The sequence below is a fragment of the Aeromonas sp. S11(2024) genome (assembly GCF_041402345.1).
Taxonomy (GTDB): domain Bacteria; phylum Pseudomonadota; class Gammaproteobacteria; order Enterobacterales; family Aeromonadaceae; genus Aeromonas; species Aeromonas veronii.
This window is the reverse complement of the sequence record NZ_JBGLRC010000004.1, coordinates 247158-265008: the sequence shown is the minus strand read 5'-3', so window position 1 is coordinate 265008 and position 17851 is coordinate 247158. Positions and strand designations below refer to the sequence as shown.

At 58.5% G+C, this 17851-nt stretch carries 17 protein-coding genes; 5 read left to right on the top strand and 12 right to left on the bottom strand.

Annotation, left to right across the window (positions count from 1 at the left end; translation table 11 throughout):
- The 3 genes from ACB040_RS06020 to ACB040_RS06010 form a co-directional block, all read left to right on the top strand.
- On the top strand, window positions 1-322 hold a 322-nt coding region (locus ACB040_RS06020), incomplete at its 5' end, for an integrase core domain-containing protein (RefSeq protein WP_371153457.1).
- A gap of 325 nt (window positions 323-647) precedes the next feature.
- Window positions 648-1199: a lipoprotein gene (locus ACB040_RS06015; RefSeq protein WP_338771254.1), complete on the top strand. Its 552-nt coding sequence runs from the start codon at window positions 648-650 to the stop codon at window positions 1197-1199.
- A gap of 195 nt (window positions 1200-1394) precedes the next feature.
- Window positions 1395-3392, top strand: a complete 1998-nt coding sequence (locus tag ACB040_RS06010; protein ID WP_371153459.1) for a hypothetical protein — start codon at window positions 1395-1397, stop codon at window positions 3390-3392.
- Between the two features lie 84 nt (window positions 3393-3476).
- Here ACB040_RS06010 and glgC read toward each other — a convergent pair whose 3' ends face one another.
- The gene (gene glgC, locus ACB040_RS06005) at window positions 3477-4751 is read right to left on the bottom strand and encodes a glucose-1-phosphate adenylyltransferase (RefSeq protein WP_005337070.1); all 1275 of its coding nucleotides are present in this window, start codon (window positions 4749-4751) and stop codon (window positions 3477-3479) included.
- Window positions 4752-4940: 189 nt separating this feature from the next.
- On the opposite strand from glgC, the gene ACB040_RS06000 reads away from it, so the two are divergent.
- Window positions 4941-6581 carry an EAL domain-containing protein gene (locus ACB040_RS06000; RefSeq protein WP_371153462.1) on the top strand — a complete coding sequence of 547 codons (1641 nt, stop codon included), beginning with the start codon at window positions 4941-4943 and terminating at the stop codon, window positions 6579-6581.
- Here the strand turns inward: ACB040_RS06000 and ACB040_RS05995 are convergent.
- From ACB040_RS05995 to ACB040_RS05955, 9 genes are all read right to left on the bottom strand, one after another.
- On the bottom strand, window positions 6544-7038 hold the full coding sequence (locus ACB040_RS05995; RefSeq protein WP_042055706.1) for a hypothetical protein: 495 nt from the start codon (window positions 7036-7038) through the stop codon (window positions 6544-6546). The genes ACB040_RS06000 and ACB040_RS05995 overlap by 38 nt on opposite strands.
- A 175-nt stretch (window positions 7039-7213) precedes the next feature.
- Window positions 7214-7576 (bottom strand): DUF2750 domain-containing protein, encoded by a 363-nt coding sequence (locus tag ACB040_RS05990; RefSeq protein WP_005337077.1) that lies wholly within the window; start codon window positions 7574-7576, stop codon window positions 7214-7216.
- Between the two features lie 180 nt (window positions 7577-7756).
- Window positions 7757-9061, bottom strand: coding sequence for an inosine/guanosine kinase (locus ACB040_RS05985; protein WP_005337079.1), 1305 nt, complete (start codon window positions 9059-9061; stop codon window positions 7757-7759).
- A 185-nt stretch (window positions 9062-9246) separates the two neighbouring features.
- Window positions 9247-9639: an MAPEG family protein gene (locus ACB040_RS05980; RefSeq protein ID WP_338771263.1), complete on the bottom strand. Its 393-nt coding sequence runs from the start codon at window positions 9637-9639 to the stop codon at window positions 9247-9249.
- A gap of 34 nt (window positions 9640-9673) precedes the next feature.
- Window positions 9674-10648, bottom strand: a complete 975-nt coding sequence (gene hemH / locus ACB040_RS05975) for a ferrochelatase (protein ID WP_076494673.1) — start codon at window positions 10646-10648, stop codon at window positions 9674-9676.
- A gap of 98 nt (window positions 10649-10746) precedes the next feature.
- Window positions 10747-11391 carry an adenylate kinase gene (gene adk / locus ACB040_RS05970; RefSeq protein ID WP_005337083.1) on the bottom strand — a complete coding sequence of 215 codons (645 nt, stop codon included), beginning with the start codon at window positions 11389-11391 and terminating at the stop codon, window positions 10747-10749.
- A 303-nt stretch (window positions 11392-11694) separates the two neighbouring features.
- Window positions 11695-12453, bottom strand: a complete 759-nt coding sequence (locus tag ACB040_RS05965) for a tRNA-(ms[2]io[6]A)-hydroxylase (RefSeq protein ID WP_005346385.1) — start codon at window positions 12451-12453, stop codon at window positions 11695-11697.
- Window positions 12454-12658: 205 nt separating this feature from the next.
- Window positions 12659-14179, bottom strand: coding sequence for an amidophosphoribosyltransferase (gene purF / locus ACB040_RS05960; RefSeq protein WP_005351229.1), 1521 nt, complete (start codon window positions 14177-14179; stop codon window positions 12659-12661).
- Between the two features lie 21 nt (window positions 14180-14200).
- On the bottom strand, window positions 14201-14689 hold the full coding sequence (locus ACB040_RS05955) for a CvpA family protein (protein ID WP_005337086.1): 489 nt from the start codon (window positions 14687-14689) through the stop codon (window positions 14201-14203).
- An 8-nt stretch (window positions 14690-14697) separates the two neighbouring features.
- On the opposite strand from ACB040_RS05955, the gene ACB040_RS05950 reads away from it, so the two are divergent.
- A complete protein-coding gene (locus ACB040_RS05950) occupies window positions 14698-14874 on the top strand; it encodes a hypothetical protein (RefSeq protein ID WP_155396129.1) in 177 nt (58 codons plus the stop codon).
- Window positions 14875-14876: 2 nt separating this feature from the next.
- On the opposite strand, the gene serS is transcribed toward ACB040_RS05950, so the two are convergent.
- Together serS and ACB040_RS05940 are read right to left on the bottom strand one after the other, a co-directional pair.
- Entirely contained in the window at window positions 14877-16172 is a 1296-nt protein-coding gene (gene serS / locus ACB040_RS05945) for a serine--tRNA ligase (protein ID WP_005351225.1), read from the bottom strand.
- Window positions 16173-16478: 306 nt separating this feature from the next.
- The gene (locus ACB040_RS05940; RefSeq protein ID WP_021230553.1) at window positions 16479-17816 is read right to left on the bottom strand and encodes a replication-associated recombination protein A; all 1338 of its coding nucleotides are present in this window, start codon (window positions 17814-17816) and stop codon (window positions 16479-16481) included.
- Window positions 17817-17851: the final 35 nt, after the last annotated feature.

The window sequence follows — 17851 nt, the reverse complement described above, 5'->3', positions numbered from 1 at the left end:
ACGACCTGACCACCATCCCTACGAGCTGTTCCTGCAACTGGAGGGGATTGAGCACCGAACCACCAAGGTGCGCAGGCCACAGAGCAACGGCTTTATCGAGCGGCTACATCGAACCTTATTGGATGAACACTTCCGTATCAAGGGGAGAACGACCTGGTATGAGTCGGTAGAGCAGATGCAGACAGACCTGGATAGCTACCTAGAGCACTACAACACCCAGCGGCCACATCAAGGCAGGATGATGGAGGGGCAGACCCCTTACAGCATGTTCAAAAAGGGTCTGAAATTGATACCGAAGGAAGTGCGCTCTAAAGTAGCGTAAACAAGACACCGGCTTGAGGCCGGTGTCAGGTGATAACTAGATCTGTACATCCGGGACTGTCCGATCTTGCCAGGACACCTCATCCCCCGGTCAATGGGTTTTTCATGACACCAGACATTGGGCTCTTGCTGTGGTGATGGCCTATGGGGAATCGACCCCGCCCTTCCTGCCTCTCTACGCAAGATTGCTTGTCTGGAGACATTGATATGGTTCCATACGGGGTTGCAACAAGAAAGGGATGAGGATGTTCACGCTGGCAGCGCACGCCGTTTCCTCCTAAGATGGCGCCATCTTGATGACCCAAGTCCCAACCACGGAACCAATCATGTTAAAGCACCTGTTTTTGCTCCCCTTCTGCCTGCTGCTGGGAGCCTGCTCCCTGACCCAGTACAACGTCAGCGAGACCGAAATCAACCAGTACCTCAAGGATCAGGTCTCTTTTGAAAAACAGCTGGGGATCCCCGGTATCATGTCGAGCAAGATCCGTCTGGATGAGATGCAGAGCCGTATCGGCCGCAAACAAGCAGATCGCATCGAGCTGGATGCCGCTGGCGACCTGCAGGTGAGCAGTCCCCTTGGCAGCCAGCAGATGAAGATCCGCTTTGCTTTGAGCGCCCGTCCGGACTATGTGGCCGATCAAGGCGCCATCTATCTGCGCGACCTTGAGCTTGTCTCGGTCAAGACCGAGCCGGCCGATATCGGGGCCGCCCTCACCCCGCTGCTGCCCACCTTCAATCAGTCCCTTTCCCTGTTCCTGTCGCAAACGCCGGTCTACCGCCTCGACAGCAGCCGCAAGAACGAAGCCAGGATCAAGGAGAAGGTCGAAGCCCTCAAGGTAGAGCCGGGCCGTCTGGTCATCCCGTTCAAGCTGCTCTGATCCCCGCAGCGCTGGCACTTTCATCGCAATAAACAGATAACCGTCCTCTTCGACAGCGCACATCCGGTTTAACGTGCAGCCGAATGGGGCGGTTTTTTACTTCTCAAGTCCCCGTGAACACAGCATAATGCAGACCATTCTCATTTAGATTCGTCATGAGAAGCGTCAATAATAAAACCAATGGTGAGAAGGGACATGAGAAAAACCGTACTGGTTCAGGCGATCGCCTGCGCACTGATCAGCGGCGCCGCACACGCAGCCGTCAAAGTCGAAGACAAGACATTCAATACCGCCGCCAACATGCTGGCTTATACCGAATTCGAGCTCTCCGGTGAGCCGCTTGCCGAAGCGCTGGGGCTGGATCTGGATGTGCTGGATGCCAACCGTGCCGATGAGCCGACCCCGTTCGACTTCGCTGCCGGCATCGAATCCTACGAATACTCCGAAGAGGCGATGTACGCCCTCAACTACCAATCCGGCATGGGCCCGCATCTGGTGAACGGGCCGCAAAACCTGGCCCGTGGCGGCACCATGGCCTCTCTGGGGCAACGGGTGCTGGCCATGGCCGACGCCGTTGGCTTCCCGGCTGATGAAGTGCCGCAGGGCATGTATCCCCTCTCCCTGCCCTACGCCTCCGCCAATCCGGAGTTTGCCCAGGCCGTCAACGCCACCCCGGTCAATGGCGACCAGATCACCATCAAGACCGCCAAAGGGACCGAGAAAACCGTCAAGACCCAGGTGCCCGCCTACTTCCGCGACTACAGCACCCTGCGCTGGAGCGGCAGCGACAACCTGCTGGTGCCCGCAGCGGTGGGCGGTATCCTGCTCAAAGAGGTGATGTGGTCCCAGGACTTCCTCGGCGGCATGCACGTAGCCGAAACCGATGAAGAGGTAGAAGCCGCCTCCGCCACCATGGATCAGGATGGCAAGCACAAGCTGGGCGTCTCTGCCGCCGATGGCTTCAACGGCATGATGCTGACCGAACAATCCATCGACAAGCTGGCCATCATGCAGAACCAGCTTGGCTTCGATGGCAAGCAACTGGGCGCCCAAATCACCCCGCAGTACGATCCGGCCAAGGGCGTGATTTACTTCCCCCATCAGGTGAAAGTGACCGAAACCAGCAACAACGATGCCGGTGCCATCGGCAAGCTGGAGGTGGTGGATGGCTCCGCCCAGCTGCGCGATGCCTGGATGATGCTGTGGCCACTCTCCGAGTTCTATGCCTTCAGCGATCAGCGCAGCGCCAACACCAACCAGAACCCGGCCTTCCACGCCGTGTTTGACGGTGCGCCGTTTGCCGCCGCACCGGCTGCCAACCAGGTCAATGACCTGGGCAAAGCGGTTGCGGGCAGCGATGCCTTCTCGCTGGCGATCAATCTCTCAAACCTCACCTTCAAGAACCTGGCAGCCCTGCACTTTGATGCCAAGGCTGGTACCCTGGTCGACAGCTGGCAGGCAGGCAAACAGGGCAAGCACGTCACCACCTTTGACGCCGCTTACGCACTGGTCGCCCTGCAGATCTTCCAGCGCGCTCAGGACGCGCTGCCGGTCGGTTACGCCGCCGGTGACAATGGCGAGCTGAACCTCAAGACCAAGCAGGGTCAGCAAGCGCTTGAGCTTATCCGCAAGCAGGCCGATTTCATCCTTGCCAACCTCAAGGGCAAAAATGGTCTGGTGCATGACGGCATCACGCTGGGTGGCAAGCTCGATGCCGGCCACTCCATCGATGCACAGTTCGCCGCCATCCGTGGTCTGACCGCTGCGTTCCTCGCTACCTCCGATGCCAAGTACCGCACTGCCGCCCGCGAGCTGTTTATCGCTGCCGACAAGGCCTACTTCAATGCCAAGGCGGGCACCTGGCTGGCGGGTAAACAGGGTGAATACACTCCCTGGACCCAGGCTGCCATCTCCGGCGCCCTGCGCTCTGCCATGCTGAACCTGCGCAACGAAGGGGCCGAGAAGGCGCCCGAGCTGGAGCTGGCCAAGCTGACCGGTCAGTACGTCAGCTGGTTCCGTGGCACCGTCAACGGTGGCATGCAGATGGCTGAGTGGATCGGTGACTCCGGCGAGAACATCATCGAAGGTGCCGGTAGCGACACCGACGAAGATGGCGTACCGCAAGTGACTGCCGCCGGTGGCAAGCACGGCACCGCCATGGTGATGGCCGCCAAAGCGGTGGTCAGCGAGTAATCTTCGCCATTCACCAGCATGAAAAAGGGAGCCAGATTGGCTCCCTTTGCATTACAGCGTCTGACACAGTTTCAAGGGCCTTCCTCAAACCAGCTTGTCCAGCATCTCCTTGGTCACCAGCACAATCCCCTGCTCGGAGCGGTAGAAGCGGCGGCTATCCTCATCGGCATTCTCGCCCACCACCAGCCCATCGGGCAGCACACATCCCTTGTCAACAACCACCCGGCGCAGACGGCAACCGGCGCCGATCTCGACCCCGGGGAAGATGATGGCCTGATCCAGGGTGCAGAAGGAGTGCACCCGCACATTGGTAAAGAGCACCGAGTTGAGCACAAATGACCCACTGACGATGGTACCGCCCGAGAACATGGAGTTGATGGTCATGCCATGCTGACCATTGCGATCCTGCACGAACTTGGCCGGTGGCGTCAGGGTCTGGCTGGTCCAGATGGGCCAGTTCTGATCGTAGATGTCGAGCTCGGGCAGCACGGAGGCGAGATCCATGTTCGCTTCCCAGAAGGAGTCCAGCGTACCCACGTCTCGCCAGTAGGGCTTTTGCCCCTCGCGCGCCCCGACACAGGACATGTTGAAGGGGTGAGCAAATGCCATCCCCTCCTCCACGATGCGGGGGATCACGTCCATCCCGAAGTCGTGTTTGGAGTCCTGATTGTGAATATCCTCCTCCAGCAGTTGATAGAGGTACTCCGCCTCGAAGATATAGATCCCCATGGAGGCCAGCGAGCGATCTTCGCAACCCGGCATGGCGGGCGGATTGGCCGGTTTTTCGACGAAGGCGCGGATCTTGCGCTGCTCGTCGATATCCATGATCCCGAAGGCGGATGCCTCGGCCCGCGGCACCTCGATACAAGCCACAGTCACCTTGGCGCCAAGGCGCACATGGTCGAGCAGCATGGCAGCGTAATCCATCTTGTAGATGTGATCCCCCGCCAGCACCACCAGGTATTTGGGGCCGTAGTCGCGGATGATATCGACGTTCTGATAGATGGCATCGGCGGTGCCGCGATACCAGTGCACCTCGTCCACCCGTTGCTGGGCAGGGAGCAGGTCGATGAATTCGTTCATCTGGTAACGCAGGAAGGACCAGCCCGATTGCAGGTGACGCAGCAGGCTGTGGGATTTGTATTGGGTGACTACACCAACGCGGCGGATCCCCGAGTTGATACAGTTGGAGAGCACAAAATCAATGATCCGGAATTTGCCACCGAAATGGACGGCAGGCTTGGCGCGGTTGTCAGTCAACTGCTTCAGGCGACTACCACGTCCACCCGCCAGCACCAGTGCCATACTCTGGTTCAATAATTGTCGTGCTTTGGCACTATTTTCGGGCTCTAACAACATGATTTACCTCTGCCTTGTTTGATCTATTTTCAACTCATCTTCGCCTGTTTCGGCACCGGTGAAAGTGGTTTCACTCACATTTAACCGATCTCAATTGACCCTTTTCACCGAGTTGCGAGGAATAGCATGCTTTGCTCCGCCAGCTTGGTTAAAATTCCCCCACAAAGCAGCCACTTCAAGGATGACAAGATGGTTCACAAGCTCGGACGTACCCTCTTTCTGATCGCCACCATAGTGACCATACCCCTGCTGCTCCTGCAAGCAGTTTGGTTGGCCCTTCAGAGCACACCGCTCACTTTGGCCATTATTCTGGCCACCACACTGCTTGGCATGATCCTGCTGTTGATGCTGGCCATCCGCACCATGGATGGCATGCTCCAGCATCAGGAGCTCACCTGGGTCAAGGCGATCAGAGGGCGGGATCCCTCACAACTCGATGAGCCCGCCTCCCAGGAGGTGCTGCAACAGCTGCTGGAGCAGTTCGAAAGCGCCGAGCAGAGCGCTCATCGCCAGCTGACCGAACTCAGCAATCTGGCCACCACAGACGAGCTGACTCAGCTTCTCAACCGCCACGCATTTCGCCGCGACATGACCGAGTTGCTGCAGCGGGATCAGGACACCCAGACCGCTACCCTGGTGCTGATCCGTGCCACCGAGCTTGGCAAGATCAACGCCCAGCGCGGATTCCAGTCTGGTGATGCCTACATCAAGGACATGGCCGCTCTCATCAAGCGGGTGGTAAGCCGCTTCCCGGGCAATCAGGTCTACCGCATCTCGGGGGCCGATTTTGCCGTGCTGGTGCAACCGGTGGCCAATATTCCCCCCCATCTGCTGGGGCAGGATTTGAAGGTGGCCTTCGATCACTATCAGGATCAGCACGAGCTGGAGAGCACCGGTTACTCGGGGCTGACCAAGCTCAGCAGCGGCCAGAAAATCGAAGCCGTGCTGGCCAGAGCGGATCTGGCACTGGCTCGCGCCCAGACCGAAACCATCAACGGCTGGGCCATCCAGCAGGATGACAGCGCCTCCGATCTGCAGGGGCAACACCACTGGCGCGACGTGCTGACCGAAGTGCTGGCGCAGGAGCGACTCAGCTTTACCTATCAGCCAATCCAGCCCCTGCACCGCAGCATGCTGGCTTACAACGAGATCTACACCCGCTTCAGCGGCAATGACGGCACCGCCCTGCCCACCGACACCCTGTTTGCCATGGCCCAGCGGCTGGATATGGTGATGCGGCTGGAGCAGCTGGTCATTACCCACATCATGCGTCAGTACCGGGCCTTTGGTGCCAACCAGAGTCGCTGGGGGATCAACCTCTCCCCCAACCTGCTGCAAAACAGCGCCTTCCTGATCTGGCTTGACCGCCAGCTGCTCAAAGATCCCAATACCAGCGCCAATCTGGTATTCGAACTGGATGAAGAGCATCTGGAACGCAACCTCACCGGCGCCAAGCGGGTGTTTGAATTGCTGCGCCGCAACGGCAGTCGCTCGGCGATCGCCAATTTCGGCAAGGGGATCGGTTCCTTTACCCTGTTTCGCGAGCTCAAGCCCGACTACATCAAGCTGGATCCTGCCCTTATCACCGGATTGGAGCGGGATCAGACCAACCAGCAGTTCGTGCGGATGATCGTCGATGTATCACATCGGATGGGGTGCCAGGTGATTGCAGAGGGGGTAGAACAGCTTGGCCAGAAACAGCTGCTGCAGGGGATGTACGTGGATGGCTTGCAGGGCTATCTGATCGCCCGGCCGCAACCGCTGCGACCGGATATCAGCCAGCTGGGGCTCTTTACTGAGGATGCTTCAGCTTCAAAAGGGTCAGAATGATGTCATTGAGCTGGCGATAACGCTCCAGCTCCTTCTGATCGTAACGGGTAGCCAGTGTAGTAGGATTGTGGCGGTTTTTGAGGTAACGGTTGATCTGCAACCGGTTGAACCCCGCCACCTGATAGACCTGGCCAAGCAGGGTATTGAGTTCATCGTGTTCCAGACCGGCTCTGGCCAGATAGTCCCCATCGGCGGGACTCTCGGTCTGATGGCTCCACTTGCCAATGCGACCACTCTCCTGCAGATAGCTGAGCCACTGTTCGATATAGAGAGGTTTACACCCCGCCAACAGGTTGAAAAAGCCCACCGCGTCGCAACGACAACCGCTCAGAAGCACGACCGCCAGCTGATCATCATCGCACTGGAAGGTCACTGGTCCGGCTTGCGCCCAATCCAGGGCCTGCACCCGAATGCTGGCCTTCTCACCCGCAGCTCCCGTTACGTCGAATACAAACATGGCGCTCCTCCCTTGGCAAAAGGTTGATGATGGACCATCCCCCTGACAGGTGCAAAGGCAAATCGGCTTTTAACTCATCAATCGGGCCATTCGACCATAAAAAAGACCGGCACCCTCACGGATGCCGGTCTTTGTCCCGATGGCCTGTGTGTTCAGGCCATCAATGGAAGCGCTTTCAGGCGTCCAGTTCAACCAGTGCCTTGGCCAGCTCGATGGGTTCGAGCTCCTGGCCTTCCAGATCTGCGTTCCAGTTCGGGCCGACCAGTACATCGTCTTCATCCAGATCGTTGATCCAGATATCGAGAAACTCTTCCAGATCGATCACTTCCGGCTCGTAATCGGCCCACTCGTCGACGCAGTGCAGACGAGCGTCCTCTTCGGCAGACCAGAGCGGCATCACGTCGGCATCTTCAAATTCGGCTGAGCGGCAGACGACCCAGTCTTCCCCATAGCGCAGACCCCACACCTGACCCGACTCGCGGACTTGTTCGATAAACAGTTGGAAATTGGCGTCAAGGTTGTCGTTAAGCATGCTCATGGGGTTCTCTCTTTCTTTCGGGTGCTGCGGCATTGTCGGGCGACAATACGATGGCCAAATGGTGTCGTAAAAGTGACATGGACTCAAGCATATTGGGGTTATTCCGGGAAAAAAGCCGGGATAACTCATATTTGCCTGCAAAAACGCCTCCCGATGGAGGCGTCTTGCAGATTCAGGAGATCAACGCTCCCAGTAAACCTCTTCCAGACTGTCCTCTTTCTCCGGCAAACCGCGGGAGAGACGGGGACTGCTCTGGGCCAACACCTCGTAGCTGACGCGGTTGGCGTATTTGCACACCTGGGCCAGTGAGGAGTAAGTCAGGAACTCGGAGATGTGTTTGGCGGAGTTGGGCACATTCATCCGGTGATAGGAGTTGGCCACCATGTCGTGCAGCACGGCGGAAAGGGCGCCATCCCCTGCCCCGTTGGTGTTCTTGATCTTCTCCGGGCCACCCATGTACGGGGAGATGTGGGAGTAGATACGGGCCGGTTTACGGCACTTGGCACGGGCCATCGGGCGGCTGAACTCATACATATTGAACTCGGGGATAACGCCCGGCAGCAGGGTATGAGTGGTCTCGCGCTTGTAGTCCTCGTCGGTGTAGCTCGCCATGTAGAGGCCGATGGGGCCTGCGGTACAGAGCACCATGTCGGCCCAGTCGAGCGCCTTGTCGGCCGCACCGAGCGGATCAGCGATACCGGTCAGGGCTTCACCTTCGTCTTCGTTCATCGCCAGCACAGTCACGTTCTCGGCAATGAAGTCGCGCCACCACTGGGGGTTTTCGTCGATGACGAAACGGGTGCCCAGGGTCAGCACCACGGGAATACCGGCCTCGCGGGCATAACGCACAGCGGTCATGGCCGCCTCTTTCATCGGATCACCATCGTCACCACGCACCAGATAGGCGGTGATCACCAGGGCAGATGCCCCTTTGATCACATCTTCCGGGATGTGCTGCACATCCAGCTGGTTCATCTTGCCGGCGTTGATGCCGAAGCTGCGCTCGCCGCACTCGGTAATGAAGGTGAAACAACGGCCGATGGGGCCATCAACCGGCTGCAGATAGTCCAGATTGACGCGGGAAGAGGTGTTGCACAGATAACGGTAGGCGTAGCAGCCGATGCGAATGTCCTGACTCATCACACCCAGCAGGATGGAATGGGAATCGGCCAGTACCGAGTAGTTGTGTACCGTGTTGCCGATGGTGCCACCGGCAAACTCGCTCACTACCATGTTATTGGCCTTGAGCTCGTCATAAATCCGTTCGGCCACGTCGTCATTGATGACGACGGAGTGCCCCTTGCTCAGACCATAACGGGTCAGAAAGTCTTCATCCACATGGGCTTCAATATCAACCAGGGTCTGATCAATCCCGACGACGTAGGCTTTGCCCAGCTCGGTTAACAGGGGATTTTGCGGAACCAGGGGATCGCGTCTGTCGACAGGGAAGTAGTGTTTGGACTTGCGCTGACCGGGAAATTTCATGGCAATGTTCTGTGCTCTGGGGGAAAGAGGGGCGGGATTTTAACACAATCCGCCGCCCCGAAAAGTCGCCCTGTTTAAATAATGGAGTCAGTATAGACAAGGCCCGCAAGGAAAAACGTTTGCCTTTTCACCATAAAAAAACCACCCCGCCCGAGGTGGTTCAATAGCATACAAAGCACCTGTTTTCAGGCGGCCACCATCCCCTGCAACAGAGCCAGCACCGAGAAGAGGCCGAGGGCGAGCCAGAACAGCAAGGTGCCCAGAAAACGGGGCACATTGGGGGCTTTGGGGATCTGGATGCCAATGGCATGCAGGATGCGGCCGACCAACAGCATGGCGCCACCGGCATGCAGCCAGAGCGCACCAGCACCGGATAGCTCGCACAGCGCCATCAGCAGCAGGGTCAGCGGCACATACTCGGCAAAATTGCCGTGGGCCCGGATCGCCGCCAGCAGCTCGGGGGCCTCCCCCTGCCCTATCATCACCCCGAACTGGGCACGACGTCTGACCACCCAGAAAGATAGCCCCAAAAACAGCAGCCCCAGCAGGCCTGCGTATATCAGCGTGATATGTACCATGACTCGACTCCTTGTTTGACTGACTGCCGGTCACTCATGCCAATTCGCGGCAAATGAGCGAGACCATCATCCTGATATGGGCCTGATCGCTGTTGAGGGCCGGAATATATTCAAAGCGCTCGCCACCGGCCTCCATGAAGATCTCCCGGTTCTGTACCTGAATTTCCTCGAGGGTTTCGAGGCAGTCGGCGGCAAAGGCAGGGCAAATCACATCGAGTCGCTTGACCCCGGCGGCCGGCAGGCCAGCGATAGTCACGTCGGTGTAGGGCTTGAGCCACTCCTCCTTGCCAAAGCGGGACTGGAAACTGGCCGTCCACTGCCCGGCCTCCAGCCCGAGCGCCTCGGCCAGCAAGCTGGCGGTATGGCGACACTGGTGACCATAGGGGTCCCCTTCGTTCTCGTAGCGCTCGGGAATGCCGTGGAACGACATCAGCAGGTGATCACCCTGACCGTGCTGCTCCCAGTGACGGCGAACGCTCATGGCCAGCGCCTGAATGTATTCGGGGTGGGCGTGATAATCACGAATGAGCCGTACCACTGGCAGATTGCGCTCTCTCTTCATCGCCTTGCCCCAGGCATCGAAGACCGAGGCGGTGGTACTGACCGAATATTGCGGATAGAGCGGCAACAGGATCACCCGGTTGACCCCTTTGGCCTTGAGCGCCTGCCAGCCATCATTCACTGACGGGGAACCATAGGTCATCGCCAGCTCCACCGGCACTTCGACCCCCTCCCGCTTGAGCTCCTGCTCCAGTGCGGCGCGCTGCTGCTTGCTTATCACCATCAGCGGCGAGCCCTGCTCGGTCCAGACCTGCTGATAGAGCTTGGCCACTTTGGGCGAGCGCGTCGGCAAGATGATGAAGTGGAGCAGCGGGCACCAGAGGTAGCGTGGCAGGTCAACCACACGGGGATCGTGCAGGAACTGGCTGAGGAACGCTTTGACGGCAGCGGTGGTCGGTGCGGCTGGGGTACCCAGATTGACCAGCAATATTCCGGTTTTCGTGGTCACGTTGGCTTCCTGTCTATCTGTCATTATGCAAAAAGGGCCCGACAGGGCCCTTCTCTTTATTTATCTGATGGCACGGGAAACAGTGCCGGCAGCAAAGATCAGCCCAGAATGGTGGCAAGCTGCTTGCTGACCAGATCAACCGGCTGGGTGCCGTCGATCTTGACGTAACGGGTGTGGCCCGCTTCCGCCTCTTTGCCGTAGAAACCGATCAGCGGCGCGGTCTGCTGATGATATACATCCAGACGCTTGCGTACTGTGGTCTCTTCGTCGTCGGCTCGGATCACCAGATCTTCACCAGTCACGTCATCCTTGCCTTCCACTTTCGGCGGGTTGAACACCACGTGGTAGGTACGGCCGGAGCCGGAGTGAACGCGACGGCCGCTCATGCGCTTGACGATCTCTTCGTCCGGCACATCGAACTCCAGCACGAAATCAACCACGACACCGGCGTCCTTCATGGCTTGCGCCTGGGGAATGGTGCGCGGGAAACCGTCCAACAGGAAGCCTTTGGCGCAGTCCGGCTGAGCGATGCGCTCTTTGACCAGACCGATGATGATGTCGTCAGAGACCAGCTGACCTGCGTCCATCACAGCTTTGGCTTTCAGACCGAGCTCGGTGCCCGCTTTGATCGCCGCACGCAGCATGTCGCCGGTGGAGATCTGGGGAATACCGTGTTTTTCCATGATGAACTGAGCCTGGGTACCTTTGCCGGCGCCCGGAGCCCCCAACAGAACAATGCGCATACACGCTCCTATTGATTGGTTATTCAAATCTTGCGAAGGCAAAAAAGTACACGGTTTCGCCCGTTTCTACAAGGGTGAGCCACTTGAATGAGCACTTTATCACCACAATAACCGGCTGATCGAACAGGATTTCATCGCAAGGGGAAGACGCAAAAATAGCCAGGGATTCAGCATAGAGCGCCAAAAGCAGGAAGGAGGTACGGCAGAAAAAAAGATCCCGGCTCAGGGCCGGGAATTGCGCTCAAAAGTAACTACTTGTCGCTCGTAGTAGGAACAGGGCAATAGTAGTTTGCCCCCTGTGCGTCAACAACTGTCAGATGTGACAGGCAGGCCGCTATGGAACCGGAACTGCGGATCCGGCGAGCAGATTAGCTCGGCTTCCAGCTTGCCAAAGAAGGCCACCCGCTCGCTGATATCCTCCCCTGCGTACTGTTCGGCCAGGCTCAGGTAATCCTGATAGTGGCGCGCCTCGGAGCGTAGCAAAGAGACATAGAAGCGGCTCAACTCCTCGTCCAGATGGGGCGCCAGCTTGGCAAACCGCTCGCACGAGCGGGCCTCGATGTAGGCGCCGATGATCATCTTGTCAACTATGGTGGCCGGCTCATGGGTGCGCACATGCTGCATCAACTGACGGGCATAGCGGGAGGCCGTCACCGGCCCGTATTCGATGCCGCGGGCCTGCATGATCTCCAGCACCTGCTCGAAGTGATGCAGCTCCTCCTGAATGAGCCGCACCATGGGAAACAGCAGCGGATTGCGTTCCAGCTCGGCAAAGACGGTGCGATCAGACTCCCCCATGCTGCGTTTGCCCAGGATCTCGGCCTTCTCCGGGATGGCATCCAACTCGCGATAAAACTCCAGCTTGGGCAGCAGATGGCGCTTGCCCTTGGGCAGGCAGTAGCGGCGCACCAGACTGTGGGCAGTGAGTGCGGCCTTGGTCTCGCAGTTGGCGTGATCGATGAGCAGGGTCGGTAAACGGGCCGGATCCCGCGCCATCTCCACCCACTCATCCGGGGTCTCGCACTGCAAAAACTGGCGCACTGGGGCTAGCAGATCATCCATCTGAACTCTCGTCTCTTAAAAGCGTATCGATCATATATGTTGCCGCCTATGCTAGCGGATCCCGCTGGCCATGCCCATATCCGGCAAAATAAGCGGATATTTTTCAAACAGATATCTCCTCCCCCTTCTGCCGGTGTGAGGCAAAAACGACAATGGGGGCCACTGGCCCCCATCTCGCTATCCCATCCGGAAAAACCGCAAACGTTTAACTGCCTTCGTTAAAAATTTCCAGATTGCTGGTGCCTTCCTGCCATTCACGCACCGCTTTGGTGTCATCGTTGCGCAGGGCGTTGAGGTGATCCAGATAGGACTGGTCCACGTCGGAGGTGACGTAGTGGCCATTGAAGACCGAGGTCTCGAAGTGACGCAGATCCGGGTTGATCTCCCGCACGGCGGCTTCCAGATCTTCCAGATCCTGGAAAATCAGACCGTCAGCGCCAATCAGCTTGCACACCTCTTCCACTTCACGGCCGTGGGCGATCAGCTCGTTGGCTGTGGGCATATCGATGCCATAGACGTTGGGGAAGCGAATTTCCGGCGCCGCCGAGGCGAAGTAGACCTTGGCTGCCCCCGCTTCACGGGCCATCTGGATGATCTGCTCGGACGTGGTACCACGCACGATGGAATCATCCACCAGCAACACCTTCTTGCCCTTGAATTCGGAGCTGATGGCGTTGAGTTTGCGGCGCACCGACTTCTTGCGCTGGGTCTGGCCCGGCATGATGAAGGTACGGCCGATGTAGCGGTTCTTCACAAAGCCCTGACGATATGGCAGATCCAGGGTGTGAGCGATCTCCAGCGCCACGTCACAGGAGGTCTCGGGGATGGGGATAACCACATCGACGTCGAGATCTTCCCACTCGCGGGCAATCTTCTGACCCAGCTTGCGACCCATGTTGAGGCGGGCGGCGTAGACCGAGACCTTGTCGATGCACGAATCGGGACGGGCGAAATAGACGTATTCGAAGATGCAGGAGCTCATCTGCGGGTTTTCCGCACACTGCTCGGAGAAGAGCTGGCCCTGCTCGGTGATGTAGATGGCTTCACCCGGCGCAATATCCCGCACCGTCTCGAAACCGATGGCGTCGAGTGCCACGCTCTCGGAGGCGAGCATGTACTCCACCTGGCCCTGCTCGTCCTGACGACGACCGAGGATCAGTGGGCGAATGCCGTTGGGATCACGAAAACCGATGAGACCATGGCCGATCACCAGCGAGACCACCGCATAAGCACCGCGGATCTGCTGATGGGTTCTGCGCACCGCGGCGAAGATATCTTCGGGACGCAGGGCCATCTTGTCACAGCGATCCAGCTCGTGGGCCAGCACGTTCAGCAACACTTCCGAGTCGGAGGTGGTGTTGATGTGACGGCGGGCGACCTTGAACTGCTGCTCCTTGAGCTCCTTGGCGTTGGTGAGGTTACCGTTATGGGCCAGCACCATGCCGTAGGGAGAGTTCACATAAAAAGGTTGGGCTTCAGCGGCACTTGAGCTGCCTGCGGTGGGGTATCTGACATGACCTATGCCGATGTTCCCTTGCAGACGCTGCATGTGGCGCACTTCAAACACGTCCTTCACCAGGCCATTGGCCTTGCGTTGCCGGAAGTTTCCACTATCAATGGTCACGATCCCGGCGGCATCCTGTCCCCTGTGCTGCAACACCGTCAAGGCGTCGTAGAGGGCCTGATTGACGGGGGTGGTGCCAACTATACCGACAATACCACACATGTCTTTGCTACCTCGAAGTCACTATACCTGTTTAAGAAAACTGGATGAGTTCAACATGAACCCGAAAAACCACTGGATCACCGGCTTGAACTCCGGCACCAGCTTGGACGCCACCCACCAGTCGCTCTGGGAGAGGCTGGTGAAGGTATCCATGAAAAAAAGCAGGGCACTGACGATCAGCACCCCGCGAATTGCACCGAAGCAGACCCCGAGCACCCGATCGGTACCGGAGAGACCCGTCTTGTCCACCAACAGGCCCACCACATAGTTGACCACGCTGCCGAGGATCAGGGTCGCCACAAACAGCGCCGCGATGGCCAGACCGTTGCGAACCAGCGCGTCGGAGAAGGAGGTAAAATAGACGGCGAGATCGGGATAGAAATGGCTGGCAATAAAGAAGGCGACGAACCAGGTGACAAGAGACATGGCCTCCTTGACGAAGCCGCGCACCAGGCTGATGAGAGCAGAGAAACCGACGATGCCGATGATGGCGTAATCAATCCAGACCATAGAAAAAGATGTCCTGCGAAATTGCGGCGCAGTCTAACAAAAACGATTGCGCATTGCTTGATAAAAATGTGTTAACTGTTCAAAGCGACGCCGAAAAGCCGCATTTTTTCAGCACTAAAACGGTTGATCGGCGCCAGAATGCACAACGCCATGGCAATGCCATGGCGTTGTGGTCTGCGGTGTGAGCTTACCCGATGTGGGTCAGGCCACCCATGTAGGATTGCAGCGCAGCCGGGATGGCGATGCGGCCATCTTCCTGCTGGTAGTTCTCCATCACGGCAACCAGGGTACGACCCACCGCCAGACCGGAACCGTTCAGGGTGTGCAGCAGCTGCGGCTTGCCGTCGATGCGCACGCGAGCCTGCATGCGGCGCGCCTGGAAGTCGGTGCAGTTGGAGACGGAGGAGATCTCGCGGTAAGTGTTCTGGGCCGGCAGCCACACTTCCAGATCGTAGGTCTTGGAAGCGCAGAAGCCCATGTCACCGGTAGAGAGCGCCATCACGCGATACGGCAGCTCCAGCAGTTGCAGCACCTTCTCGGCGTGACCCACCATCTCCTCCAGCGCATCCCAGGATTTCTCCGGGTGAACCAGCTGAACCATTTCGACTTTGTCGAACTGGTGCATACGGATGAGGCCACGGGTATCACGACCGTAGGAACCGGCTTCAGAGCGGAAGCAGGGGCTGTGAGCGGTCATCTTGATTGGCAGCTCTTGCGCGTCAAAGATCTCGTCACGGGCCATGTTGGTGAGCGGCACTTCGGAGGTCGGGATCAGAGAGAACTTGCGCAGCTTGCCCTCTTCTTCCCCTTCACCTTCGATACCGGTGTTGAACAGGTCCTGAGCAAATTTCGGCAACTGGCCGGTGCCATAGAGGCTGTCCGGGTTCACCAGATAGGGCACGTAGCACTCGGTGTAACCGTGCTGCTGGGTGTGCAGATCCAGCATGAACTGAGCCAGGGCACGGTGCAGACGGGCAATCTGACCCTTCATCACCACGAAACGGGTACCGGAGAGTTTGACGCCGTTCTTGAAATCAACGCCCTTGGCCGCTTCGCCCAGATCGATGTGATCGCGTACCGGGAAGCTGAACTCGCGCGGGGTACCCCAGCGGCGCACTTCCACGTTGTCGTTCTCGTCACGGCCCACCGGCGTGGTCTCGCTTGGCAGGTTGGGGATGGCGTCGGCAATGGCTTTCAGCTGGGCCAGCAGGGCATCCAGCTCGACCTTGCTGGTTTCCAGCTCGTCGTTGATTTTGGTCACTTCGGCCTTGAGCGGGGCAACATCTTCACCACGACGGGCAGCTTCACCGATGGATTTGGAGCGGGCGTTGCGCTCGGCCTGCAGCTCCTGGGTACGGGACTGCAGATCCTTGCGTTTCTCTTCCAGAGCGTTGACAGCCGCTACGTCCAGAACGTAGCCACGTGTCGCCAGACGAGCGGCAGCCTCTTCGATATCGCTGCGCAGATATTTGGGATCCAGCATGGTTTACCTACTTTTTTAAAATGGGATCTGGGCCTGAGTCGTCATGACGGGCTGGGAAACAGATCCGGAAGTTAACATCGGTTGGCGCACCCCAATCGTCTTCAGAATCGGGCCTCAACAATCAGGCCTTCGAGATCAAGAAGATGGCGCAAGGCCAAGACAAGCGGGGTCAGACGGGCAGTGTAGCAGACCGCCCCCCCGCCCGAACAGGGACTATTTGTGTCGTTTTTACCGACTTTGGCATGCAAACCGTCCTGCATATTCAAACGCCTGACCAATTTTCAGCCATGCGAGGTAACAAAGGGGCTATTTGCCCCGTTGCTGCGGACTTTGCCTGTCCAGTTCATGGAGGTAATCGAGCTTCTGGCCAATCTGCTTTTCAAGGCCGCGATCGGTGGGCTGGTAGTACTGCTTGCCGGCAAGCTCGGGCGGGAAATACTGCTCGCCCGCAGCATAGGCGCCCGGCTCGTCATGGGCGTAGCGATACTCGGCGCCATAGCCCAGATCGCTCATCAATTTGGTCGGCGCATTGCGCAGGTGTACCGGCACCTCGAAGTCAGGCAGGTTTTTGGCATCATGAAGCGCCGCCTTCCAGGCGGTGTAGACCGCATTGCTTTTCGGGGCACAGGCGAGATAGACGATCGCCTGGGCGATGGCCCGCTCCCCTTCCGCCGGACCGATCCGATGGAAACAATCCCAGGCCGACAGGGCGACCTGCATGGCGCGCGGATCGGCATTGCCCACATCTTCCGAGGCAATCGCCAGCAAGCGGCGGGCAATATAGAGGGGATCGCAACCGGCGCTCACCATACGGGCGTACCAATAGAGCGCCGCATCCGGCGCCGAACCGCGAATGGATTTGTGCACCGCCGAGATAAGGTCGTAGAAGTGATCCCCCCCCTTGTCGAAGCGGGCCACGTGCTCCCCCACCACGGCGGCGAGCAGGGCACTGTCGATCACCCGCGCCCCTGTGCTGTCGGTTTCGGCCATGTCGGCCAACAGCTCCAGATAGTTGAGGGATTTTCGCCCGTCCCCATCAACTGCCTTAGCCAACGCCTCTTTGACGCCGGGGGCGAAGGTGAGTGCCGGATCATTAAGACCACGGGGATCGGTCATCGCCTGATCGAGCATGGCGAGAATATCGCTCTCCTCCAGTCGCTTGAGCAGATAGACCCGGGCTCGTGAGAGCAGTGCGTTGTTGAGTTCGAACGAGGGGTTTTCGGTAGTGGCACCGATAAAGGTGATGGTGCCATCTTCGATGTGAGGCAGGAACACATCCTGCTGGCTCTTGTTGAAGCGGTGCACTTCATCCACAAACAGGATGGTGCGCACCCCGCGCCAGCTGTTCTCCTTCGCCTTGTCGATGGCGGCGCGGATCTCCTTGATGCCAGAGGTGACCGCAGAGAGTCGCTCCACTTCCGCCTGACAGTAGTGAGCCATCAGCTCCGCCAGCGTGGTCTTGCCGGTACCGGGCGGCCCCCACAGGATCATCGAGTGGCAGTGACCCGCCAGAATGGCTTTGCGCAGGGGCTTGTCAGCCCCCAGGATATGTTGCTGACCGATATACTGGTCGAGGTTTTGCGGCCGCATCCGGGCCGCCAGCGGACGAAAGTCCGATGAGAAATCCAGCGACAAGTTGCTCATCTGTATTGACCACCCAGCGTCACGCCACTCGCCTT